The organism is Taibaiella soli (assembly GCF_003236175.1).
In the GTDB taxonomy this organism is placed as follows: Bacteria; Bacteroidota; Bacteroidia; order Chitinophagales; family Chitinophagaceae; genus QKTW01.
This window is the reverse complement of record NZ_QKTW01000025.1, coordinates 15,048-40,813: the sequence shown is the minus strand read 5'-3', so window position 1 is coordinate 40,813 and position 25,766 is coordinate 15,048. Positions and strand designations below refer to the sequence as shown.

Below are 25,766 nucleotides of genomic sequence, written 5' to 3'. Positions count from 1 at the left end.
CACGCTTCTTTATATTTAATCCAATCACCACCAAGAGCAATGAAAACTAAAACTGTAAAAATTAACGGTCACCATCGAAGGCGGTCTTTGGAACTCGCATCTGTCAAGGGTTTGTTATAACTTAGCGCTTATCCAAACCCTACTCTTGATGAGTAGTAACAATGTTGGGGGATTGTTTTATCGTTAATTTTTTTCTCAAGTCTTGCATTTTTTCAAGGCAGGAAACTTAAATAGTACTGGTATTTGATTCAAACATTTTACATATTCTTCACGACTGAATTTCGTTTACCTGTCTGTATCAATGCTATCAAATTTTCCGCATGCCCTTGAAGAGGATATTTTTTGTGTTGTTGTCGCTGATTGCGGTTCCGTGTTTTGGTCGTTACCATAAAATAATGCAGTTCCTTCCGTCCAACGGTTTGCCGTCAACGACTGTCTATCAGGCGGTCGAAGATTTGAATGGTTTTATGTGGTTTGCTACAGATGCTGGTTTATCGCGGTTTGACGGTCAGAGTTTTACCAATTTTACTGTACGAGATGGTTTGCCGGATAATGAAATATTGTACATGCGTGTAGACAGCCAGAACAGAATATGGCTGGGTGCTTTTAATAAAGTAGTCTCGTATTACGATTCCCGCCGGCAGAGAATAATTTCAGATAAGAATGATACCGCCATAAAAACGCACACGCCACTGAGCTTCTGGGGCAGGCATAAACATGTTCCCAAAATCCAGCCGATACATCAGACGTTTAATGTTTATCATATCCGCGTTGTAGCGGATGAATTGTATTATGCTACGGAAAACGGGATCTATATTTTTTCGCAGGATAGCGTGCTGCGGGATAGTTTACTTACAGGCGTCAGTATCTATGATGTTTGTTGCGATCATCAGGGAAATAAATGGTATGCATCGGGGCATGATGGGGTGTACTGTGAATTGAAAAGCTCAGGTATCATATACAATACGGCTGCAGGGCTGTCTTCAGATAATATTCTGTCGGTGTACGCAGATCGTGATGGGCGCATTTTTGCGGGTAACGATAAAGGCTATATCGATGTAATTGAGCATGGTAAAGTAGCGCGTAACATTAATCTCGATATTGAAAAACATATTTACTGCAGCGTAAGAAGTATTGATCGCTCCCATGATGATCGCCTGATGGTAATTACGGATGCAGGTATGCTGACCTCCGACTCTCGGAACTATTACAATCTGCATCGCTGGCCTGGTCTGCCGCCTGGAGAAATCGGCGCGCTTACCAAATCATTTGCAGAATCAGCAGACGGTACTATTTACGCATTGGGTGGTCATGGATTACTCACAATATGGGATAATGTCCGGCAGAAAGTAATCACTGAATTTAATCGAAGGATCACGGCAACTTTTATTGATCGGAAAGGGCGTATCTGGTTTGGCGCATTGGATGGATTGCACATGCTTGACGATGCGCAGGATACAAGTTCTACTTATCACACGGACGATAAAATACTGCATAATGTGATTTCTTGTATTGCAGGTACAGCGGGTGGCGCATTGTGGGTAGCCAGTAATTCATATGGCCTCGCAGTGATACAACCCAATGGCCGGATTTTGAGCATCAGTGAAAATAATGGACTGGCGTGTGATATCGTTCGTAAAATATACATTGACGAGTTGCATGAAAATGCGTGGATTGCCACTTATAAAGGGCTTTGTAAAATACGTTACAAGCAATATGGCGACAGTATAGCGATTGAAAATATTTACACATACACTGCCGGTTCTGGTCTTGCTGTAAACACGGTGAATGATGTGTGCGTAAAGAATGATACCGTATATGCAGCCACCTCAGAAGGGCTCTGCGTTTTTGCGGATTTGCCGCGGCAGCAGGTGATACCGCTTTTTTTTACAAAAGTAAAAGTGCGCTATAATGAATATCCGGTGTCTGACAGTTATACACTGAGTTATCTTGATGATGATATCTCTGTAAGTTTTTCGGGAATCTGTTATAGCAGCAATGGGCATGTGCGGTATTGGTACCGGATGCTAAGTGATCAGACGGATACGCTTTGGCGAACAACGACAGAAAATACGATAGACTTTGCAGGGCTGGCTCCAGGCAGTTATAAGTTTGAAGTAAAGACAGATGGCGGCTTGCCGCACACGATCCGTTTTTTTATCAGACCTCCATTCTGGAAAACCTGGTGGTTCTATGGTCTGGCTGCATTATTCTTTGCCGGTGTTGTAATTATTATTGCCATGCGGAGAGTGCAGATCATAAAAAAGGAAACACAAAAGCGGGAAGAAACGGTGCGACAAATCGCTGATATGGAGCTGCGATTATTGCAGTCGCAATTGAATCCACATTTCATATTCAATGTGCTTAATTCGATTCAGATGTACATCAATGTGATGGATCGTAAAAGGGCAAATGAGTACCTGGTGAAAGTTTCGCGGCTTATGCGAATGTTTCTGGATGCATCGCGGCAGCCATTTACAACGGTGCAGCACGAAATGGAGATGCTGTCTTTGTATTGTGCGCTGGAGAAACTGCGTTTTGAAAATCGGTTTAACTACACTATTTCCAGCAACAAATTTGCGGAGGTACAGCAAGCTTATTTTCCATCGATGCTGACGCAGCCATTTGTAGAAAATGCAATCAATCATGGTTTGCTCGGCAAAAAAGAAGCTGGCTTATTGCAAATACATTTTGAAGCGCAAGGAGACCGTCTGGTGTGTACCATTGAAGACAATGGTGTGGGACGAGCGGCTGCCGGCCAGTCTAAAGATGCCGGGCGAGAATACCGGAAATCCTGGGGAATGCGACTTTCGGCTGAAAGAATGGAAGTACTGAACAAAATAAACCATAACAGTGTTGCGCTGGAAATCACGGATAAAACCGATGCTTCGGGCAACGCAACTGGAACGCTGGTGACTATTACCGTACCGCTGGCGTTTCAGCGAAAAAAACACAAACATGATGAAGGCAATTATTGTTGACGACGAGCCTAAAAGCAGGCTTAATCTAGAACTGATGCTTGCGGAATACTGCAGTAGTGTGCAGGTGGCAGGCAACACAGGTGAACCGGAAACGGCAGCGGCGCTGATCCGCGAAACAGAACCTGATATCGTCTTTATGGATGTAGAGCTTCAGGGATGCCTTGGTTTTGAGCTGCTGCATGAATTTCCTGAACGGAAATTTGATATCATATTCGTGACGGCTTATGACGATTATGCATTGCGGGCATTAAAGGAGCAGGCTATGGATTATCTGCTGAAGCCAATTGATCATGAAGAGCTTGAAGTGGCGATACGCAAGGTTCATGAAAAGAGAAAAGACGCTGGTAGTGTAGTGATGCCACAAGCTTTTACGCAAGCCGCGATAGCCAAAAGCAGAAAAATGCGGATACCATTTGAAGGAGGTATCAAATTCGTAGACATTGATGAGGTCGTACATATAAAATCAACCAACAATTACAGTGAGTTGTTTCTGGCTAATGGTACCAAGATTCTTTGTGCGATAACAATCGGCAGATTAGAAGAGCAACTTAAAAATGATTGTTTTATCCGTGTGCATCAATCGCATCTGATTAATCTGAATCATGTGGTGAATTATTATCGCAACGATGGTGGATGGCTGGAGATGTCTGATAATTCGCAGATACAGGTTTCGAGGCGAAAGAAAGAAGAATTGCTGCGCGCATTTCTCGAGTTCAGCCGGTGATTTGTGCTGCATCCATATTCTATTCGTTTTTTGCATTTTTTTCCGAACATAGCGCCGGATTCTAAATGACTATCAAAAGCTGCCCCCGCTTTTTTATATTTGAGCATACCGGTAATCTACGGTTGTGGTAGAAATTATCACTACCCCGGAAGATTTTCAGTATCCACAGTAAACCCACACCGACGGCCCTGATAAGTGTTTCCCACTATCGAATAATCACCCGTTACATACAAAAGCAATTTCTGGAAAGATAGCTGCATGTGTATCTGCTTTTAGCAAATGCCCATGAAGGAAACCTATTGTTTGTAATAAAAACCAATAATTAAGATCTATGTGCCGTTATTTACTTGCCACCCTGATTGCCGTTCTGTTCTTCGGTATCTCGCCAGCCCGCGCCAGTCACTGTGCCGGTGGAGAAATTACCTACGAATGGGTCAGTGATTCAACCTACAAATTTACACTGCATTTTTACCGCGATTGCAGTAGTACACTTACCAGCGGGCCAACGACCATCTGTTATTATAACGCAGACGGAACAAGAAGTGGCAGCTTTCAGCTTACACTCACAAACACGCCCACAGAGGTCTCGCCGGGTTGCCCGGGATTTCCTACTACCTGCACGCAGACCACCAGTGCGTTGCCAGGTTACAGAGAACATATTTACACCGCAAACTTTACATTGCCCGCGCGCAGCAACTGGACATTTTATACCTACCTCAGTGCACGCAACGGTGCTTTGAATTATACAGGTCAGCCAAATTTTTATGTAGACGCAACGCTTGATAATACTGCGTATCAGGGCTATTCATCTCCGGTATTCTCCGTATTGCCGGTGCCGTATGTTTGCATTAATCAACCATATGCTTATAATAATGGTGCGGTAGATCCTAATTCCGATTCTCTGGCTTTCGAACTGGTTTCACCACGTGCTGCACCTGGATGCGCTGCCAACGCCAGTAATGTCACTTCTATATTGAATGCGCCATACAACCTTACCAATAATCCATTTGCAAGCAGCAATACTTTTGTGATGAGTCCGGTAAGTGGTCAGATGAATTTTACACCTTCCATTCAAGGTGCATGGGCGCTTGCTGTTAAGGTAAAAAAATACAGGCATGGTCTGCTGCTGGCAACAATTGTGCGTGATATGCAGATACAGGTTATCTCATGTAATAGTGTGCAACCTACACTCGCTACAATTACCAGTTCCATTCAGGGCGCTACGCTGGATAATGCCGGTGTATTGCAGACTTGTGCCAATGGTTCCATTTCGTTCTGTTTTAATGCTACGTCCACTTCTGCTAACCCCGTGCTGGTTGCAAGCGATAATCATGCGATTGCAACTCCCGGCGCTACCGTAACCTATACGGGGCAGGCTACCGGCAGTATTACAGGTTGTTTTTCATGGACACCTAACACCAATGATACGGGTTTAAAATCGCTCACCATTACGATTAAAGATTCCACCTGTCTGCCTCCGGGTATTCTGATGTCGCAGACATTTACCATACCAATTAATGTACGGCCTGCTACTGTTACAAAGGCGAGCGCGTCAGTATGTCCCGGTGCCAGTGTGCAATTGGCATCGAGTGGGGCAGCCAACATTACCTGGCATGTGCTGGGCAACAATGCTGCTATCACCACACTTAGCTGTATTACCTGCGCATCTCCGATTGCAACGCCTGATGTAAACACTGTTTACTACGCAAGTTCCACCACGGTACTTGGGTGTGCGAATACTGATACCGTTTCTGTAGCTGTAGATCGCAGCACGGCCATTACCATTACGCAAGGCGATTCTATTGTGTTGTGCCGGCCCGGCATGTTGCAATTGCAAGCTGACGTGACGGGACAGAAACCTTTTAAAAACCTGGCCTGTACCATCGCTCCGTCCGTTCCTACAACTCCGGTAGTGGACGTGGAGGTTAAGCCCTATCTTGTTCCTGAGCAAAATAATAACGGTTCGCTGGCGTCACCAATTATCGGGAACAGGATTTCGGCCAGGCATCAGTATCTGGTGAAGGCATCAGACATGAAGAAGGCCGGTATGTTTTCGGGTACGATCAAAGGAATTGCTTTTAAATATCTTTCGGGAATCGGTTCTTCTGTGAGCAATGTAAAAATTGCGCTGAAGTGTACTACGCAAAGTGAGCTGAGTCAGAACAACGGTTTTGAAAATGGTATGATACCTGTTTATAACAGCGCCGCAACAGTCAACATTCCTGCTCCCGGCGGTTTTGTGTCTTTCGATTTTCCGATACTTTATAACTGGGACACTACGCAGAATCTTATCATAGACATTTGTTACAGTAATCCCGCCAACGTGAATATGGCCGACTGCTACTACGCCAATACCTCTTATGCGGCCACATTATATAGTTTCAGCAATACAGGAAGTATCTGCAATGGTGGCGTCGGTACAACACCGGTAGCGCAGAATCAATTGCCGGTAATGCAGTTTGAATATTACCAGGCGCCGGAATCTGAAGACTGGAGCTATAAATGGGATCATGCGGTTTATGAACCAAGTGGGAATGTGAAATCGCCAGAGGCTTATATTTCTGCTTCGAATAATGTCTACGTGCATACTGTCAACCGCTTTGGCTGTGTGGTATCTGATACACTCAATGTTTATGTGCCGGCTCCGGAATTGCTGACGACAGACACAAATATCTGTCTGGGGACAACCCTGGAATTGATTGCAAGGAATGCGCCGCAATATCAGTGGTATCAGGATGCTTTCGCGACACCTATTTCACTCAGCTGCGCCACTTGTGATACCGCCATTGCGAAACCGTCGAGACACACGCAGTATTATCTGGTAACAACAGATCATGGATGTCTTGATACATTTAGTGTTTACGTGAAAACGACACCATATCCTCCATTGAAAATACTGACCTCAGACACCATTGTGAAGTATGGAACGTATGTGCAGCTGCGTGCCACCGGCGCTGATAAATATTACTGGCAGCCGCAGCAATATCTGAGCGATCCGTTGTTGTCAAACCCTGTGGTGCTCGCTGTAGAGCCGATGTTTTACAATGTGATCGGGATGACGGATAGCAACACGAATTGTCTGAGTTATGATACGGTAAGAGTAAGTGTCGATTATTCAGATCCGCTGATGATACCGAATGCATTTACACCAAATAATGATGGCCGAAATGATGTGTTCCATATCGTAAATCTCACATTCCGCAAGGTGCAGGAGTTTCGCATATTTAATCGCTGGGGCATGGAAGTATACAAAGATGATGGTACGAACAAAGGCTGGGATGGTAAACTGAATGGTAAAGACCAGGAAGTCGGTGTATACAATTACATCATCAGGATAGCGTCACCAGATGGTATGTCACAAGTATATAAAGGTGATGTGACGCTTGTGCGATAATTCGCCACTGTTGTTTTCAGAAACAATTTTCAAAAAAACTACCATGATAAAAAAGATATTTCTTTCTATGTTGTCATTGCTGCTGACTCTGGTGGCGGCCAATGCACAGCAATATACCGTGACAGGCGGCACTTCCGCCAATGTTTTCCCTTTTGGCAGCACAACGAACCGTGTACAGTGGTTGTACTATCCGACGGATTTTTCAACTGCGCCGCAGCAAGGTTTTATTACCAAAGTGTACATCAAAACGGCAACAGCTATTACTAGTACCACGCTTTCTAATTTTGTGATTCGGCTGGGGACAACTACTGCTACGACTACTTCTTCAGCTGCATGGTTTACACCGATGACTACGGTTTTTTCTGCGTCTAGTTACACCATATCAGCGGTAGCATTAAATGGTTGGATCGGAGTTACACTACAGACCCCATTTTTTTATGATGGTGTTTCCAATCTTGTATTTGATGCTGCTAACAGCGCGTATACCACCAGTTTTTCGGTTCCACAGAATAGCAGTGGTGGCAGTCGCAGGGAGTGGGGAACCAGTATAGGTGCGGCTCCGACAGGTGCTGGTACGGGCCTGGTGGATTTTGGTTTTGATTGGATTCCGCCGGTAAATAATAACGCGGCTGCTGTAGCAATAACAGATCCTAATAATTTCTGTGCGGGTACTTATCCCGTAAAAGTGAAGATTGCCAACTATGGATTAAATCAGATTCAACCGGTTAAAATATCGTGGACTGTTGATGGTGTGGCGCAGACGCAGGTCAACTATACGAGTCTGCTTGATACATTCGGCGGCGCCGGAGGAAACACTGCGATCGTTACGCTCGGTAACGTGGCATTTACCGGTAATACAACACACACGATCAAAGCATGGACCACTATGCCAAACAATGTGGCGGACGGATACAACGCAGATGATACTGTGAGTCGTACAATGGGTGCGGCGCTAAATGGCGTTTATACGGTAGGCGGTGCTACTGCTGATTATCCGACAATAGCAGCGGCTGTCAATGCATTGAATAACTATGGCGTTTGTGGTCCGGTAACGATGAATATAAACAGCGGAACTTATACAGAACAGGTAGCGTTAAATACTATTTCCGGCGCAAGTTCCGTCAACACGATCACTTTTACCTCGGCTACCGGTAATGCTGCGAATGTAACCATTGGCTATACCAACACGACGGCTGCCAACTACATTTTCAAACTTTCCTCTTCGTCGTACGTAACGCTGAAAAATATCACCTTTGCTGCGGCAAGTGCTACTTATGGTTATTGTGTAACGATGGACGGTACTTCCGCTGAAAATACAATACGCAAATGTGTCTTTACAATTCCTTCAACAGCGACAGCAACAACTACTGGGGCCATTTATGCTTCCGTTACAGGAGATAAAAACCGTATCATCGGCAACACAATTACGAACGGATATTATGGTATCTACTACCGCGGCACTGGTACAACTGCACTTACTGATAGTTGTGTAATTGACAGCAACACAGTGACGAATGTTTATTACTACGGCATCTATCCATATTATACAGACAATCTGAAAGTGCGGAATAACACGGTAACGCGTACTACTTCCGGCGGTACGTTCTATTCTATATATACCGGCTATTGCGACGATGCGCTGGAGATAACCGGTAATACGGTTACGGTATCTTCTGCAGCAACCGCTTATGGTATCTACTATTATTACTGCGACGGAAACACTGCACCTGCATTGATTGCGAACAATAAAATAACGTTGACTGGTATTACCTCCACCTGTTATGGATTACAGCCGTATTATTCTAACTATACGACCAATACGATGACGACGATAAAGAATAATATTGTATCAGTGGGCGGTTCGTCAACGGTATATGGATTGCGCAATTATTACTCCGGGAATATCGATATTCTGAACAATACTTTTTACTCCAATTCAACAGGGTCTACCAACTATGCCGGCTATATCTATAATTCCAGTGCTACTTACACCAATGTAAATGTGTACAATAATATTTTTTACAGTGCAGGCACAACTGGTTATCCGCTGGCGGTATACATGGTCATTCCTGGCGTTGATGTAAACTACAACAACGTTTATGGAGGAGGAACTAACTTGTTTTACATGGCCAGTCCGGCGGCGTCTTATACGACATTGAATGCATGGCGTGCCGCTACAGGATTCGATCGGTATTCAATCAGCTATCGACCAGGTTTCACAAGTACTACGAACCTCGCACCGAATCCGGCCGATACGGCAAGCTGGTCTTTGAACGGACATGGCGTGCAGGTTGCAGGTAATAATGTTGACATGAATGGTAATGCCCGTCCTGTTTTAACAACAGCAGGTGTGCCGGATATCGGTCCATATGAGTTTACGCCAACTGTGGCCCCGCCTGCAGCAATTGCCACGCCGGCAGCTCCGGCAGCGGGTACGGCACAGGTTTATACATTCGGACAAGATACCGTTGCAGTTCTGACATGGGCATCAGGCACTGTGCCATCAGTATTAAAACTGCGCCAATATGCAGGAACGTTGCCGCCATCATTCCCGGCAGGCTCTTTCATGTATTTCTATGATAGTCTGCAGGCGACTGGAACTGCTACCGGATATAAATCAGAAATCTATTACAAGCCATCCTGGGTGGGTAGTGTAACCCTTGAAAATGCGTTGCATTTAACCGAAAAAGTAGGTGGGCAAGCATGGAATACATTTACAACACCGGGTTCAGTAGATGTGAATCGTAAGATTGTAAATGCGCCAACCGTTACTGGCTTTGGATTACAAACAGCAAGAATGGAAAATTGTAACGGTCAGCCGGTGGCAACCGTAGTGAGCACGCCGGCTTTCGCAACGCCGCGTTGTGTAGGCGATACAATCTGGCTGAGCGCTTCCGATCCGAATAACGCTGCTGGTATGACTTATCAATGGCAGCAGTCTGCATCACCTTTGGGTCCGTGGATGAGTATTGCGGGTGCGCATTCGCTTAACTACATAACTCCTGCATTGACAGATACTACTTATTATCGAGTAATCGATACTTGTCAGTTCTCAAATTTGTATACAACAGGAACTGTATTTATGGTGCCGGTATTCAATCCTGCAATAAATGGTATCACGGTTACACCACGTTGCGGACCAGGTACAGCTGTGCTGGAAGTAGCGCCAATGTCGGGTGTTGTTATGAGATGGTTTGATCTCCCGACGGCTACGATGCCAATAGACACGGGCAACACTTATACAACGCCTTTCCTGTATAACAGCACTACTTATTATGTGGCAGCCGCTTCATCAGGCACACCGGTACAGACGGTAGGTTCATTGGTTCCGGTAAATGCGACGACAGGTAATAATGGTTTCTCCGACGTTGGTCTGATGTTCACTGCTTATGCTCCGTTTATACTGCAAAGCGTGGATGTCTATCCGCAGGGCAGTGTAGGATCGGGGACTATTACCATTGCGCTTAAGAATAGCGCTGGTACAGTGCTTCAATCTGCAACAGCAAGTGTAAATGTTACAGCTGCTCCGGGAATTGCGAACACAGTACCATTAAATTTCAGTATACAGCCTGGTACCAATTACCGTCTTGTGGTGACGAGTGCTACAGGTATGACTTATCTTAACAGAGATTATAACACCGGTTTTACGTATCCATACACCATTCCAAACCTGGTGTCGATAACATCGGCTTACACTGGCGGTGCGTCTTCATCTTATTATTACTATTTCTACAAATGGAAAATCGGTGGCGGCGGTTGTGAGGCACAGCATATTGCAGTTCCGGTAAACATCATACCTGCGCCAGCTGTACATTTCACGCCAGATACGCCCGGTGTATGTCTCGGTCAGACGGTGAATCTCTCTGCTACATCAACCAATAGTGGCTATAGCTATTACTGGGATCCTATCGGACAAACTGGCGGCACCGTAGCACTGACGCCAAACGTTACGACGCAGTATTATTTGCAGGCGCACGATACAAGTGGTGGCATAAATAATGGTTGTGCTTCTTATGATACAGTAACCGTACAAGTGAATCAGGTTCCATTTGCAATCGTTTCGGCGAATAATCCGCTTAATTTCTGCAGCGGTGATAGTGTATTGCTCAAAGCCTTTACAGATACGGCTTACGCCTATCAGTGGTTTAAAAACGGATCGGCTATTAGCGGGGCTACCGATAGTATGTTGATGATTAATGAAGATGGTTCTTATACCGTGAAAGTATCGGAAGGGGTGTGTGCTGTTTCGTCCACACCGCAGCAGATCAGTGTGTTTCCACTGCCGCAGCCTGTTGTTACTGCAAATGTGCAGGGTATACTACAAACGGGAAGTTATGCCGCTTATCAATGGCTGAAAGGTACACAGATTATAGCAGGCGCAACTGGTTATGCATATACACCGGCAGCTACTGGTCAGTATTATGTGGTCGTTACCGATGCCAATGGATGTACCAATAAGTCGTTGGTATATGATGTATGGCCTACGATGATACCAGAGGTGAATGCCAATGAAAACGTTAAGGTATATCCCAATCCGGTTTCCGATATGATCCATATTGAGATGCCAGCGGCAACAAAAGCAATACTTTATACCGTAGACGGGCGGGAGATATTCTCCGGTCAGGATGTACACTGGATCAACGTTTCGTCATACGCTACAGGATTATATATTCTGCAGTTGTATAGTAATGATGGCACATTAATTCGTCAAACAAAAATTATGAAGCAATAGCTGAAAGATTTGAGTGAAAATTGGGTTCAAATCAGAAACAAAGGTCAAGTTCTGAGATAGGCTGGGTGTTTTTACATCCGGCCTTTTTCTTTCATTTTTGTTCTGATAAAACGAAAGAAGAGCATCGTATATCGCCTCTCTAATGGCCTGTTTTGCAACATTTTTGTCTCAGTCCATGTTATTAATTTTTGCATGACAAAAAAAATCAATACAATTGCTAAAACTTCAACAGCAAAAAAGTTTTCTCATGGAAACAAACACTCAACCACAAACAAATACTTTCGCTTCGGAAGATGGAATGAAGGTGTTTTACAGGAACTGGAAAGCTACAGGCCAGCCCAAAGCCCAGGTCGTGATTGCACACGGCTTTAACTCACACAGTGCCTATTATCAATGGACGGCAGAGCAATTGGCCGCACAGAATTATGAAGTCTATGCAATCGATTTTCCGGGAAGAGGAAATTCTGATGGCGAACGTTATTACATCGGTGACTACAATGCGTTTGTGACTGAGCTGAATAAATTGGTGGACATCGCGCAGGCAGCAAATCCGGGCTTACCTGTATTTTTGTTGGGCCACAGCGCCGGAGGCGTATTGTCAGCTATCTATGCTTTAGGTAATCAAAATAAACTGAAAGGCTTTATTTGTGAAAGCTTTGCATTCCAGGTGCCGGCGCCGGATTTCGCATTGGCTGTATTGAAAGGCATTAGTCATGTTTTTCCACATGCACACGTAGTAAAATTGAAGAACGAAGATTTTTCCCGCAATCCGGACGTGGTGGCTTTTATGAACAATGATCCGTTGATTGCGCATGAAGTGCAGCCAACGAAAACAATGCAGCAACTAGTTCTTGCTGACGAAAGAATTAAAGCGGAAGCTGCTAGTGTAAATCTGCCGTTGCTGATTTTGCATGGCACCGCAGACAAAGCTACTAAACCGAGCGGCAGTCAATACTTTCATGATAACGCTTCATCAGGCGATAAAACCCTTAAGTTCTACGAAGGGCACTATCACGATTTGCTGAACGATATTGATAAAGAAGTGGTGATGAATGATATTGTTGGTTGGCTGAATGATAGGACGAATTAATACTGCTAATAACTGTTTTGAGTAAAAAGGCGCGTGACGGAAGTCGGGCGTCTTTTCTTTTATGTTACGCCAAGCGGATAAATGGTTTTCTTAAAAAGCTGGTCTTGAGTAAAGCTGCCAATTATTTAAAGAAGTTTTTGAATTCTGTGAATGTGGTGCGTTTTATGTCGGATAATGCTGCATTAAGTAATGCTTTATCGCCAGTAACAAGAATTGCATTGTTAGCTTTAGTCAATGCAAATAAGTATGCATCGTCGGGATCAGGGCATTCTGGATACGGTGCCGGCGCGACCGCCATTTCGGTAAATAATGTGATTGATTCAATAATGTGGCCAATATCCTGTAAAATATACTTTTTAAATTTTGGTCGTGCGATTACTTCACTTAGCTCCTCCAGGAGTTCTGGGCACACCAATGTCTTTCTCGATGATGTTCGTATATAATTCCTGCAATTTTTTTCCCAACAAAACACTTATCCAAACATTCACGTCCAAAACATACTTAGTTTTTTTCATGACGCTTTTTTCTAACAATACGGGTTTCTTTAACGATCTCTTCCATGGTTATTTTGTTTGCTTTCGTGGAGCTATCGATATCATTCAGTTGTGCTGATATTGCAATTCGGAGTAGTTTTTTTAGCAGACTTTCTCGCATGTTTTCCGGGACTTCGCGAATCGCTCTAATTACTTTCTCCTCATCAGTATTCGTCAAGACTAGCATTTTACATCTTTTTTTGAAGGTACGAAAAACAAATAAGCTGTTCTTGTTGCCATGTTTTTGGCTTGCACGCTTAATAACGCGCCGGCCGCTCAGTTAATAACCCCGATAGAAGCGGTTACCCCACAGCGAGGTGACGAGCGCGGAGTAAAAGCGTATAGCGGGACAGCGGGTGATAAGCGATAGGATAAATGGTTACTGAAAACATCAGATGATTTTAAGGAACGTAACGCCGCGGATTTTATAACTCAAAGTGCCTGAATACGGGCAGTTTTGGATGAAATTTGAATGTAGATTCAATAGAATCAGAATTAATGGTTTCGGTAAATCGGTAAATTTGCGGCGCAATAAGTTAAGGAAACCTTCCCAGACAGTATTAAGGCTTGATCCCGGGTAAACGGGAGTATTCAGTTTAACATTCCAATTATTAAAAAATGAAAAAGCAACTTTTGATTGCTGTGGCTTTGTGTGTGGTAACGGCTCTGTCGTGCAAGAAAAACGATAGCAACAATACGAACCAGGAAGTAGCGGATAATAATTGGGTGCTGACCGGCCAGGGAAACAGCGCTGCAATTACTAGTACGAAAAACGATGACGCAATCTCCTTTACCGGCAATTCGGGTGCGACTGTTTCATTTTTTTTCAAAAATTACCCGACTCAAAATGGCGTTTATAAAATTGTAAGTACCAAAGAGCTTGCAGATAATGAAGTAAACATCAGCGCTACCTCTTTTAGTCCGCTGTTCAGTTACTGGAGCACTGGTAACGATAATAAGACTCTGACGGTAAAAATGAATAATGGCAAGCCTGCTTTTACATGTAACAATGTATGGGTGGCAGATCATGCTTCTCACGCAGGATTTGTGGATAGCGTTCAGTTGTCAACGAATGTAACACAGCTGCAATAACAAGGTTTATATTTTATCAGGACGCCCTGCGATAAAAAAGTCGCGGGGCGTTTATATTTTTCGGGCGGTTCTCCTGTGCCGTTTTCTGATTTTTCCGATCCCGGATTTTACTGTAAATCCCGGTTTTTCATTCTGCAATAATTATTTAAGGATAACGATTATTTAATATAAAACTATTGTTTAGTTTTACTCTTTTTTACAAAAACAGGCTCCAGGCGTTTTGAGGCAACGACTTCTGTCTGGTAATTTTACATACTTCAGCTGAATGAAAAGATTCTTTACTCAGGTTTGCAGCGCGAGCTTTATAGTGTTGTTAAGTACTTCAGCGTCGACTGCACAGACAACGAATACAGCTGATACAGCCGGTAAAAAAGCATTTGTTGCAAAAGGGCAGCTTTGGGGTTATGTATTTGCCGACTATGCGTTTAAAAGTCATGCGGATACAGTCGGGGGCGGCCGTGGTGGTAATAATCAGTACACAAAAGTGCCGAAAGACAATGGTTCATTCGAATTCCGCCGCATCTATCTCGGATATAACTACGATATCAGTCAGAAGTTTTCTGCTGAGTTTTTGCTCGCGTATGAAGACAACAACGCGGCGCCACAGCTTCCTCCAACAGGTGACCTGCTTTCAGACGGAAAAGCTTCTCTCTACATAAAACTGGCGAATCTTCGCTGGAAAAGCATTTTTAAAGGTACTGATCTGGTGCTTGGTCAGGCAGTCACTCCTGCGTTTCCGATGACAACTGAAACGGTGTGGGGGTATCGTTCTATTGAGCGCACAGTAGCTGATATCCGCCGTACACCTTCTTTTGATCTTGGCGTAAGCCTGCAGGGCAGATATACGGTAGGTAAAAATGAATATGGTTACGATCTGATGTTGGGCAACGGCAGCAGTGCAAGGCCGGAAAACGATCTTTTCAAAACTTTTTATGGAGATGTCTTCGGTAAATTTCTTGACAAAAAACTGCTGGTCGATCTATACGCAGATTATAGCCGTATAAACTGGGATCCGGGTTTTCATCATGATCGCAATATGATCAAAGGCGCTGTTACTTATTCCGCTGACCGGTTTACAGTTGGCGTAGAAGCGTTTTACAATCGTCTGATGGGTGATAATGTTGCCACGCACGCATTGAACGACGGAAAAGATACGATCACTACCAAAGCTATGGCGGTTTCCGTGTTTGTGCGTGGCCGTATTTACAAGGATAAGCTCGGTTTCTTTGCCCGCTATGATAACTACAATCCTTCAGGTAATATTGATAACAGTAAATACAAAGAATATACTCCTTTGACGGCTCAGTATGACCCGAATACAAAGGAACAATTCATCACTGCGGGCATCGATTTTACGCCGGTGAAAAATGTACACCTGATGCCCAATATCTGGTACAATAGTTACAAAAACGCCGGTCCTAAAGATTATGGCGCAGCCAACAATGATTATGATCTGGTTTACCGTTTCACGTTTTACTATATCTACGGAAAATAGGATTGAATGGCGAGGGTAACATATTGTTGTTATTTTTAAAATGTAATATTTCTGTTATATTAGTTCCGCTGGTATGTTTAGGAAGCCATACCAGGCTATAAATTGTTTTTTATGGAACTAATAAACGACCACATCAGTTTTACCGACCGGTTTTTATATCCGAGAGTTTATTATTGGGCTGATGCGCTGATGGCGTCTACATTGGTACTTTTGTCTGTATCGTCAGATGCGACAGGTGTGTTGATTGTGTGTTTTGCCACGGGTTTGTTTCTTTTTCTTTTTGGAATAGTAGACAGGCATGAATATGAGGTGAACTGGATTGATACAATTGATGTAGACGAGGAAAATGCCACCTGCCACCTGAGACTTTTAAAAAAGGACGCAGCCTTTATGGATATAGTCGTTCCGGTGAGAGACTTGCGTTTTGAGGTGGAAACAATAGTAGATGAATGCAATTTTTACCGGTTGAATATTTATCTGTCAGGCAAATTAATTTTTGAGCAGGAAGAATTGTGCAACATCAGCAGAAAGAAAATGCACGAGATAGTGCGGTATTTTCATGGTGTGCCGAAGTGAATCGTACTCGTCGTCTAAATTTGAAATAGAGACTGCCGAATAATTTTGGTATTTTGGCGGCGCTATCGAGACTTTATCACCTATTCATGAAAAGACTTTTACTGATTTTATTAGCCGGCTCCTTTTTTTTCTCTGTTAAAGCGCAGATGCAATCGAGTTCAATAAACTTCGATAATTATACCTCAGCAACAGATAATGACTTTGTGAATAATTTTACCTTGACGCGTGCGGGATTGGTGCAAATACCTGGTACGGGTATTACAGGAGGAGGCGTGCAACTTTCATCTCGCGGTGGCGAAGCTGTTTTTAATCAATTGGGAAATTTGTCTCGGTTGCCTACCACGATGTCTGTCTGTTTTAAATTTGATAAATATTCATTTCAAAACAAAGGAAATGGTCCGTCGGTGGAATTGAAGATTATGCAGTGTAATCATACGGGCTACATAAGCATATCAGCAGAACGGGAACTTATAACGATAGCCAGTCCGTCTGGCTCGTGTTCTTACACTTTCGTCAATGGAGGCACGCTTGTTGATGGAAATTGGTACAAGCTTGAGGGAAACGTCAGCATCAACGGGAATGTTTGCAGTATATCTCTATTTGATTTGGGTAGTGACGGGTTGGCCGCCCCGATCTTTGTAAGAAATGGAACTTTTTACACAGGAAGCAATGATTTTTATACGTATTCAAATGAGCCTGTCAAATTGATTCTTTCCGGAAATGGAGGCGCAAGCTATCTTGATAGCTTTTATGTTTCATGGTGGGCCTCTTCATTGGGGGTAGATAACTTGAGTAGTATTCCGGGTTTGAATGTTGCCTCTGTTGTCAGCAATGAGCTTTCATTATCAATACAAAGTGATCAACAATGCACATATGAAATTTGGACGCTTAATGGTAGTCGTATCGAAAGAGGGATTTTTAATCGTAATGTAAATATTAATACTTCAGACTTATCTCCAGCGACGTATATAATAGTAGTTGGTTCTGGTGGTAGTATGGTATCTAAAAGATTCGTCAAATTGTGAGATATTGCCTTCAATGTCGATGTAGTAACAACAAAGCCGGAGTATCACACTCCGGCTTTGTTGTTTTTATTCGATAGTATTGGTAGACGTTCATTTCATCTCATAGCGCCTCTTCATTCTGCTGAAACTTTGTGGCGTGAGCTTTAAATAAGAAGCAATAATCTTAAATGGTACACGTTCCAGAATATGCGGACGCAGCTCCATCAATCGTTCATAACGTTGTTCCGGAGAAAGCGTCAGGCAATCGATCTGCTCCGTGTATTTTTTGATGTACATTATTTCAACGCCCGTCTTCGGGATGTATAAATTGTAAGGATTCGATTCATAGGCTTTGTACAGTTCGTTGTGTGATATGGAAAGCACTTCGCAGTCTTCGAGTGCTACTGTTTTTATTGGTGTTGGTTTTTGTTGTAATACAGAAAGGTAATCGGTAACGGTCTCATTCTCGAAGGTGAGATTAATGCAGATATCTTCCTTTGGGCCACGGGCAAATGTGCCTACCGCGCCTTTTACAATGACGTTTAAATAACGCTCGATGCGGTCGTAATGTTTGATTATTTCCCACTTGCTGAAACGTCTTGTTACGAATTTAGACCATAAGCATTCATCTTCTTCTCCATTAACGGTGTCGATGATCATCTTTATAATGTCTATTGTCGGGTTACTTTTCAGATCGATGTTAGAGTTTTTGATAAACTCTGTTATCCGTTCTTGAATTTTTAGCATTAAGGTGTTTTTTGTATGGGATGAACATTTCTTTATTGGGCGGGCTGATAGGTCAAGGTGGGTTGTTCGGTTAACTTTTTCTCGCTTGAATGCGGATGCTGTATTTACCTGGTCATTGTTGGTTGTAATAATTCTTCATGCACTAAGATGTTAATTTTTGATTAAAAAAATAGTAGTTTCCCAATATTGCCAAATTTTAATCCCTAAAAATTACCCTTGGGTAAGTTGTGTAAAAATTAGAAAATCCAATAAGGAAGCCATTCTGTGGCGAATACATCAGATGATTTTTTTAGAAAGCATGAATTTGCGGCAAATTATATTTACAAATAATATTTGATAAAATATTAGTTCTCACAGCAGCGGGATTTGAACGCGGGTTGAAGAAATGCAGTCGGTTAGTTGCTGCAAAATGAGGGAGCTGTTTGCCTATAGTTGCCAGGCGGAATTGCTTTTGACTTTCATTTTTGTTTATGGTTTAATAAGGCATCGTTCTTTATTAAATTATCTGGATTTACATCAGTGGTCTACATTTCGAATGCAGAGATTCTTGCTTTTTGTTTTCAGTATTGCCTAAAAATATATTTTGATGGGTTATTTACGGATAGTGCCTTCGAATTCATCTGATGTTTCAATGCTTTGTTCTAGAAAAAAGGTAGCGTCATTGCAAAGCTTTCGATGGTATGATTAAAGAATAAGAGATCTGTGGTGTTTATCTCCGTTTTTTTGTTTTTTTCCTTGTTCTAATTAACTGAAGGGAAGTATAGCAAAATAAAAATGTCGGAATATTACCACTACTTTGAAATATGGATTAACAATGTAAGGCCCGGAGATTTCTATCTCTGGGTTTTTTTAATCTGCTGCACTATTACCTTTTCGTAATAATTATCCCAGGTGAATTTCTGCGTAAAAAAATCGATGAATATTGTGATGCATTATCAAGTGGTATCGATAGTGCTCAATTGAGCAGCTGAAGATTTCTATCTTCAGTTTTTGGGTCAAATTACATAGTGATATTAACACGCCTGGAGATGTTTATCTCCGGGCGTTTTTCGTCGTACGGTACTAGCTTTTTCTTTTTTGCAATGTTTATCTGAGGAGAATTTTATTACAGAAAAAAAGTAAGAAAATTGTGCACCTTACTACTTGAGGTATCATAGATCAGTATGCCCGGAGATGTCTATCTCCGGGCTTTTTTGTTTTTAAGTTGAAAATCAGAATTTCGTCTGCATGTTTTAAGCTTTAACGCTAACGCCAAAGGCTTTTAGTTGTGTTTCCCATGCTGGTTTTATACAATCATTTCCTTACGTTACCAGTCAACCTTCGATAACGAATTATCAACTCAAATAGCAAAAAGAATCCCCGGCCGGGAACGACCAGGGATTCTTCAACTTAAAAATATAAAAACCTGAAGTCTACCTCACCACAAGCTTACGCACCAGTTTCTGGCCGTCAGCTGTGAATTCGACAAAGTATACGCCTTTTGCTTGTTCTGTCATATCCAGCTCTTCGTGGAATTGTTTGATGTTGTCACCATAGCTGCGCATAATGATCTGCTGGCCTGTAACGTTCGTCACACGGATCTGTAGATTATGTAAAATGCTTGCTGCGCTGAAACTAATTGCAAATTTGCCGGTTGTCGGATTCGGGTAAATCATCAGATCTTTCATGTTGATGATATTGCCCGCCGAAAGTGGATTCGCTTTCCGGAAGATAACGGTATAATCTTCTGTCTCTCCTGAAGTATAAGGACCGCAGGCATCGTCTGATGGCGTATTCGGACCAACATTGTTGTTGATGATAATACGCATACCTGTCGGTACGTCAGGGATGATTGCCTCCGGAATCGTGACACTATCAATCAGATACCAGTTGCCCGGTGTGCTGACATCATTTGACAGGGTAATTCTTTCTGCCGGAATATCATAAACCAGGTTGTTGTTGAAATCCATAAACATCGTCACTCGTGCATCAGCGTCTACTGTGCCACGCAGCGTGTGATAGAAGCTCAGCGGATACGTGGAGTCTGAATACAATTCTATCGGACCGAGATCTGTATAATCAGTACGACCGCGTGTGGCCTGCGGATTCATAATGTGCGGGCCGCCTGTAGTCACCACAAAATCGCCGATAGAGAAAGAGCTGATGTCTGATGTATCTGCTGCACCACCGTTTGCTGTGCTATAACAATAACATTTATACGGCGGTTTAATGTTTATGGATACAGCGTTGGAATAAGTGACATCATTTGTATTACTGCAGGACATTTTCAGACGGTAAGAAGATTGCGCCGTGAAAACAAGTGAGAGCGTGTCTTGTCCTGTGCTGTTTGGTATATCTGTCCAGCTGCTGCCGTTGTTGGTTGTTTGTTGCCAAACCCAGGTCAGACCGGATTTGAAGCGTTCATGAGTGGTATCCGTCAGCTGGAACGTGTAATCTGTACACATTGCAGTGTCTGTGCACCATGCGATACCCGGATTTGCAGGACCATCACAAGGCGGCATGTTGATGTTGGCTAAATAATCCTCTGTTTCTCCATAAGAATAGGTGTTGGTACCACATGGATTGATTGATCCGCTGGTTTGCTCCGAAAGAATCACTCGTAAGCCTGTAATGCCGATCTGCGCTGTATCGGGAACCGTAAACGTTGCGCTCACCATTTGCGTTGTCGCGGCTGTTACTTGCTGGAAGACATTTTCACTTGTCTGGAAAATACCATCGCGGTTGTAATCGATAAATGCCACTGCGGTACAAGCATAGAAGTAAGATTGGTCGATCTGTGTAACACTTAAATAGTAGGTGCTGTCGCGGAACAGCGGAACCGGCGCCACTGATTGTCTGAAATCGGTGTATGTATTGATGGAAGTGGCATTTGGTACCAGTGGACTGGCAATACCGTTATTGAGTAACGTGTCATTAGCTGGTTGTGAGATCACCGTTACATTACCAATGTCATCATCGTAATTGGTGGCTGCAGCTGAGTTGCAATAACAGAAGTAGAATGGCGCCAGCTGTACAGTGTAAGCAGCTGTGGTGTCAGACAGGTTTGTATTGTTACAAGTCGCAATCATGCGGAAATAAGTAGGCTGCGAAATATTTGCCGTAGCCGGAATCTGTGTGGCATTGGTAATACCCGCGCTTGTCCAGCCGCTGGTGCCGTTGGCGCTTTGCTGCCATTGATAAGTGATACCAGCAGCCAACGCGTTGCCTGTTACAGACAGGTTGAAATCGTTGTTGGCACAAGGAGTAACGGGAGTGACGGTTCCTGCCACCGGTTGATTACAAGGTGTCAATGGAATGACCGTCAGTTTTACATCCACATAATTTCCGTAAGGAGCCGGTCCGCAAATAGGAATGGTACCGATATAGCTCTGGGCAAAACGTACACGATAGTTGCCGCCAGCCTGATTCGCATTGATCGGGATAACATCCGTATATGGCGTCGACATATAGGAGCTGGTCGCGAATATGGTTTCACCCGGATCTGCAAATGAACCGTTCTGATTCCAATCCACCCAACAGTAATAATAGTAAGTGCTGCCACCGGCTACACCCAGCGATACGTTTACATTCTGACCTGCAATCTGCGAGAATGAAATGGCATTGTACTTGTCATCATATGCCTGATAAGCACCAGCCGTGTAAGACATATTTGCCATCGCACCGGTAGTGGTGATATTATTAAGGTAGAAAGAAGTACTACTGCTGCCACCTGTCGGTATACAATAGCATTGTGAAGGAGTATTCTGTCCTACCCAGACAATGTTTGATATGATGCTGTCGCCAGTATTGGTGCATTTTATTACACAACGGTAATCTGTAGATGCAGTTTGGTTGGCAACTGTATAAATGACTGTTGATGCACCGCTGATATTGGCGTATGTATTTGCACCGTGCGGGCTGCTGGACCATTGATAAGTGATGCCGCCTGCTGTCGTCATACCGGTAAGCGTCAGGTTGAACGGCACATTGACACAGGCGCTGTCAACTGAGGCGGAAGCTGTGCCCGCTGTAGGCATGCCCGTACAAGGTGGCAATGGTATCACAGTTAATTTTACATCCACATAGTTTCCGTAAGGAGCCGGTCCACAAGGCGGTACAGCGCCGATGTAGCTCTGTGCGATGCGCATGCGGTAGTTGCCGCCGGGTTGCGTTAATGCAATAGGAATAGTGCTGGTGAACGGTGAGGACGTATACGTTGTAGTTGCGAAGATTGTTTCGCCGGGGTCTGCAAATGATCCGTTCTGGTTCCAGTCTACCCAGCAGTAATAAAAGTAAGTACCGCCGCCGGCTACGCCAAGTGAAATATTTACCGGCGAACCTGCATTCTGCGAAAATGAAATAGTATTATAACGGTCATTGTACCCCACGAAAGAAGTCGCTGTATAGCTCATATTGGTAACGCCGCCGGTAGTGGTGATATTGTTGAAATAGTAGGAGGTGCTGCTGGCGCCTGCTGTAGGTGTACAATAACACTGTGATGGTGAATTTTGCCCTACCCAAACTATGTTGGACAACACACTATCGTTCGTATTGTTACATTTTACTTTACAGCGGTAATCGGTGCCTGCAGTTTGGTTGGCAACTGTATAACTGGTGTTGGTAGCACCGGTGATGGCTGCAAATGTGTTTGTTCCGTGCGGTGAACTAAACCACTGATAGGTAACATTACCCGCGATCGTTGCGCCGCTAAGCGATACGTTGAACGGAATGCCGAGACAGGCGCTGTCTACCGTTGCGCTGGCGGTACCCGCTGTAGGTGCGCCGCTGCATGGGGTAGGGGACGCAATTGTAATAGTATAATCTTCTGTTTCGCCTGAGCCGAAGCTGCTGCAAGCATCACCTGAGCCGTTTGTATTGCCGTTGCCACGACTGCGCACGCGCATGCCTGTGGTGCCGATAGATGCTGTGGCAGGTACGGTAAACGATACGGTTGCTGTTGCAGCATTGGTACAGATCTGTACCCATTCGCTGGCTTCAAACGTGCCATTCTGGTTATAGTCGATCCAAAGGGACGCGATGGCGGTGTTTGGAGAACCATTAAAAGATGCGTACAAGGTATAAGTGGAACCAGGAAGTAAAGTCGCTGTGGTATTGCCTGAGGCTGGATAAGCAGTGTAAAAACTGCTTGCATAGCCCGGTGAGTAGTTGGCCAACGTTGTACCCACAATAGAGACGCTGTCAATGTCTGCATAACTGGCACCACCGAGGCCTGTAGTACAATAGGCGGAAGCTTTACGGGGTGTACTGACGACCGCAAGCAACAGTAGGATCATTGTAAGGGATTGTGTCCAGAAGTTGGGTGCTCCTGTGCGCCGTAGCAGCCGGCGGGAAAACGAATTGGTAAAAGTAAATCTCATAAGAAATTATTGAGTATTAGCTGTCTAAAACATTTGGTTTCTGTTTTGGGTTAAAACCTGATTGTTGCAGCGATTAGCTAAATACTTATTCCCATTTCAGTGGAGCCGGTACGTCTACCAGTTGTTTCCTGAGTCGTTCACAGAACTATCCATGCGCGGGGGGACTGCATTTTAACTAACCGCCAGGTTCAATCGACTCAATATCCGGGAAAATAGGGACGAAAAAATTACCATATGGTAAGAGGGGGCAATGGTGAGTGGTCAATGGTGAATGGTGAATGGGCAATGGGCAATGGTGAATGGTGAGTATGGTGAAATGTGAAACGTCAAACGTCAATGGTGAATACGGTGAAACGTCAATGGTGAATGGTCAATGGTTGATACGGTGAAACGTCAAACGTCAAATGTCAATGGTGTTAGTTGGGACAAGGGAGCGACCCCTATTAACCTATTAACCTATCAACCTATCAACCTATTAACCTACTAACGTGCCAATCTGAATAGCCTTTTTTGGTGATTTACATTTTCCGGTTGAAAAAATACTTTTAAATCCTTTTTACTAGAACGAACCACACACATACACACGAATGAGTTACGATTTAATGGTTTTCAGTGCTGCCGCCGCTCCCCGGGACAGACAATTCTTTATGAAATGGTATGAACAGAAAATGGAAGCTGATACGGAGTCCGCATGCTATGAGCGCGATGCTGCTGCGCCGGAACTGGTGGCATGGATGAAGGCAATGACGGAAGTTTTTCCTGTGGGCGAACCGCTGGCCATCAGTGATAAAACGGAGAACCGAGTCGCCAGTTATTGGATGGATACGGATCTTATCTGCATTAGCTTTCCCTGGAATTTTGCGGAGGATGCTTATTTTTTCACGCGGAAGTTTGCGGAAAAGTATAAAGTCGGTTTCTTTGATGTAAGTGCGGATGAAGGCGATATTATTTTCCCTGCACGGACCCTGATAGTGGAATAGAAATACAGTTGCTGAGTTAATAGCCCTGATGGTAACGGTTACCCCACAGCGAGGTAACGAGCGAGGAGTAAAAGTGTACAGCAGGACGGGAGCTGAATTAGGATGAATGGTTCGGCTACTGGAAAGTATTGTGCTGAGTGCTGAATTGTTTGAGAACATCAGATGAATTGCAGGCAGCAAACGAGTCGATATTTTATCGTAACAAATTCCGAAGTCAGGTTACGACGTCCTCGTGCCTCGTCCTTGCAATACCTGTATGGTGTTAATTGGCGTTGCTGTACGATGGTGAACATCGTTTTAACTTTATAAAATGAGAAAGTACCTGCTCCTATTGGTTGCTGCATTATTTCTATCGAAGTGTTTTGCGCAGCCTTATATTTTAAAAAAAATCGCTCCAGGTCATTATATGGGGACGGTCCATAATAATGACGGGGTGAATCGTCTGGATACATTAACCGTAGAGCTGAAGAAGCATAACCGATGCGTTTTTCGCGGTGATTATTTTGAAAGTCACTGGCATATGACCGGTGTCTGGAAAATGAAAAATGACACACTGATACTGGTCAACGATTATCCGGCAGAAAAGCCAATTCCTGTGAAAGTATTGCCGCACAGGCAAGTCGGAAATCCCTATTTACCCGATATTATAGACAAGAAAGGCAAACTCATAAATGATTTCTGGATTGATGGGGCGATTGATTCCACAAACGAACCAATAATGTATACCATACAGGATACAGCTGCCCGTATACGGATTGTTTCAGGTTTTGGCCATAGTGCTTCCAGTTGGTTTCGCCCTCCGAAAGACGGCGGATATCAGATTATGGTGGCGCTTGACATCAGCTTAAAAAATTATAATGAATGGTTTCGTGCCGTTTATTTTTTAGTGCGGAAAGACAGCATTGAATGGGTAAAAACGGACTAGGTGAAATAGCTAGTTTCAATTTTTTGCGTATACCCATCAGGTACTAAAAAAGTGGTTGCGAGGTATTAAAAAAGTACCTCCGAGGTATTTCCGAAGTACCCCTTAAGTACTAAAAAAGTGGTTGCGAGGTATTAAA

General features: G+C 43.7%; 15 protein-coding genes. 11 read left to right on the top strand and 4 right to left on the bottom strand.

The genetic code is table 11. The annotated features are described in order from the left end of the window. Nucleotides 1–326 precede the first annotated feature (326 nt). The 5 genes from DN068_RS18385 to DN068_RS18365 all read left to right on the top strand — a co-directional run bounded on the left by DN068_RS18385 (nt 327) and on the right by DN068_RS18365 (nt 12,921). Nucleotides 327–2,981, top strand: coding sequence for a sensor histidine kinase (locus DN068_RS18385; RefSeq protein WP_165836450.1), 2,655 nt, complete (start codon nt 327–329; stop codon nt 2,979–2,981). After that, complete coding sequence (locus DN068_RS18380) at nt 2,959–3,705, top strand: LytR/AlgR family response regulator transcription factor (protein ID WP_111000409.1); 747 nt, start codon at nt 2,959–2,961, stop codon at nt 3,703–3,705. Before DN068_RS18385 ends, DN068_RS18380 begins: the two co-directional genes overlap by 23 nt. Nucleotides 3,706–4,036: 331 nt before the next feature. Next, nucleotides 4,037–7,099 carry a gliding motility-associated C-terminal domain-containing protein gene (locus DN068_RS18375; RefSeq protein ID WP_111000408.1) on the top strand — a complete coding sequence of 1,021 codons (3,063 nt, stop codon included), beginning with the start codon at nt 4,037–4,039 and terminating at the stop codon, nt 7,097–7,099. Nucleotides 7,100–7,142: 43 nt separating this feature from the next. Beyond that, nucleotides 7,143–11,831 (top strand): Ig-like domain-containing protein, encoded by a 4,689-nt coding sequence (locus tag DN068_RS18370; RefSeq protein ID WP_111000407.1) that lies wholly within the window; start codon nt 7,143–7,145, stop codon nt 11,829–11,831. 247 nt (nt 11,832–12,078) lie between these two features. Next, the gene (locus DN068_RS18365; protein WP_111000406.1) at nt 12,079–12,921 is read left to right on the top strand and encodes an alpha/beta hydrolase; all 843 of its coding nucleotides are present in this window, start codon (nt 12,079–12,081) and stop codon (nt 12,919–12,921) included. Between the two features lie 121 nt (nt 12,922–13,042). On the opposite strand, the gene DN068_RS22540 is transcribed toward DN068_RS18365, so the two are convergent. Both DN068_RS22540 and DN068_RS18355 read right to left on the bottom strand, forming a co-directional pair. Next, nucleotides 13,043–13,333: a putative toxin-antitoxin system toxin component, PIN family gene (locus DN068_RS22540; RefSeq protein WP_165836449.1), complete on the bottom strand. Its 291-nt coding sequence runs from the start codon at nt 13,331–13,333 to the stop codon at nt 13,043–13,045. Between the two features lie 89 nt (nt 13,334–13,422). Further along, on the bottom strand, nt 13,423–13,632 hold the full coding sequence (locus tag DN068_RS18355; protein ID WP_123985402.1) for a hypothetical protein: 210 nt from the start codon (nt 13,630–13,632) through the stop codon (nt 13,423–13,425). A 440-nt stretch (nt 13,633–14,072) separates the two neighbouring features. On the opposite strand from DN068_RS18355, the gene DN068_RS18350 reads away from it, so the two are divergent. The 4 genes from DN068_RS18350 (at nt 14,073) to DN068_RS18335 (ending at nt 17,642) form a co-directional block, all read left to right on the top strand. Beyond that, nucleotides 14,073–14,546, top strand: a complete 474-nt coding sequence (locus tag DN068_RS18350; protein WP_111000403.1) for a hypothetical protein — start codon at nt 14,073–14,075, stop codon at nt 14,544–14,546. A 265-nt stretch (nt 14,547–14,811) separates the two neighbouring features. Beyond that, nucleotides 14,812–16,041 carry a hypothetical protein gene (locus tag DN068_RS18345; protein ID WP_123985401.1) on the top strand — a complete coding sequence of 410 codons (1,230 nt, stop codon included), beginning with the start codon at nt 14,812–14,814 and terminating at the stop codon, nt 16,039–16,041. A 111-nt stretch (nt 16,042–16,152) separates the two neighbouring features. Continuing rightward, entirely contained in the window at nt 16,153–16,617 is a 465-nt protein-coding gene (locus DN068_RS18340) for a hypothetical protein (protein WP_111000401.1), read from the top strand. Between the two features lie 86 nt (nt 16,618–16,703). Continuing rightward, a complete protein-coding gene (locus DN068_RS18335; RefSeq protein ID WP_111000400.1) occupies nt 16,704–17,642 on the top strand; it encodes a T9SS type A sorting domain-containing protein in 939 nt (312 codons plus the stop codon). Nucleotides 17,643–17,732: 90 nt separating this feature from the next. On the opposite strand, the gene DN068_RS18330 is transcribed toward DN068_RS18335, so the two are convergent. Together DN068_RS18330 and DN068_RS18325 are read right to left on the bottom strand one after the other, a co-directional pair. Further along, nucleotides 17,733–18,368 carry a Crp/Fnr family transcriptional regulator gene (locus tag DN068_RS18330; RefSeq protein WP_123985400.1) on the bottom strand — a complete coding sequence of 212 codons (636 nt, stop codon included), beginning with the start codon at nt 18,366–18,368 and terminating at the stop codon, nt 17,733–17,735. Between the two features lie 1,412 nt (nt 18,369–19,780). Continuing rightward, nucleotides 19,781–23,641 carry a GEVED domain-containing protein gene (locus DN068_RS18325; protein ID WP_165836448.1) on the bottom strand — a complete coding sequence of 1,287 codons (3,861 nt, stop codon included), beginning with the start codon at nt 23,639–23,641 and terminating at the stop codon, nt 19,781–19,783. Between the two features lie 671 nt (nt 23,642–24,312). Between DN068_RS18325 and DN068_RS18320 the strand changes: the two genes are divergently transcribed. Continuing rightward, nucleotides 24,313–24,705, top strand: coding sequence for a hypothetical protein (locus tag DN068_RS18320; protein WP_111000397.1), 393 nt, complete (start codon nt 24,313–24,315; stop codon nt 24,703–24,705). A 310-nt stretch (nt 24,706–25,015) separates the two neighbouring features. After that, the gene (locus DN068_RS18315; RefSeq protein ID WP_111000396.1) at nt 25,016–25,630 is read left to right on the top strand and encodes a hypothetical protein; all 615 of its coding nucleotides are present in this window, start codon (nt 25,016–25,018) and stop codon (nt 25,628–25,630) included. Nucleotides 25,631–25,766: the final 136 nt, after the last annotated feature.

What these genes read in the sequence shown, in the direction of transcription:
- DN068_RS18380 (WP_111000409.1), top strand. Translation starts at nt 2,959, where the DNA reads ATGATGAAGGCAATTATTGTTGACGACGAGCCTAAAAGCAGGCTTAAT.
- DN068_RS18375 (WP_111000408.1), top strand. Translation starts at nt 4,037, where the DNA reads ATGTGCCGTTATTTACTTGCCACCCTGATTGCCGTTCTGTTCTTCGGT.
- DN068_RS18370 (WP_111000407.1), top strand. Translation starts at nt 7,143, where the DNA reads ATGATAAAAAAGATATTTCTTTCTATGTTGTCATTGCTGCTGACTCTG.
- DN068_RS18365 (WP_111000406.1), top strand. Translation starts at nt 12,079, where the DNA reads ATGGAAACAAACACTCAACCACAAACAAATACTTTCGCTTCGGAAGAT.
- DN068_RS18350 (WP_111000403.1), top strand. Translation starts at nt 14,073, where the DNA reads ATGAAAAAGCAACTTTTGATTGCTGTGGCTTTGTGTGTGGTAACGGCT.
- DN068_RS18345 (WP_123985401.1), top strand. Translation starts at nt 14,812, where the DNA reads ATGAAAAGATTCTTTACTCAGGTTTGCAGCGCGAGCTTTATAGTGTTG.
- DN068_RS18340 (WP_111000401.1), top strand. Translation starts at nt 16,153, where the DNA reads ATGGAACTAATAAACGACCACATCAGTTTTACCGACCGGTTTTTATAT.
- DN068_RS18335 (WP_111000400.1), top strand. Translation starts at nt 16,704, where the DNA reads ATGAAAAGACTTTTACTGATTTTATTAGCCGGCTCCTTTTTTTTCTCT.
- DN068_RS18330 (WP_123985400.1), bottom strand. Translation starts at nt 18,368, where the DNA reads ATGCTAAAAATTCAAGAACGGATAACAGAGTTTATCAAAAACTCTAAC.
- DN068_RS18325 (WP_165836448.1), bottom strand. Translation starts at nt 23,641, where the DNA reads ATGATCCTACTGTTGCTTGCGGTCGTCAGTACACCCCGTAAAGCTTCC.
- DN068_RS18320 (WP_111000397.1), top strand. Translation starts at nt 24,313, where the DNA reads ATGAGTTACGATTTAATGGTTTTCAGTGCTGCCGCCGCTCCCCGGGAC.
- DN068_RS18315 (WP_111000396.1), top strand. Translation starts at nt 25,016, where the DNA reads ATGAGAAAGTACCTGCTCCTATTGGTTGCTGCATTATTTCTATCGAAG.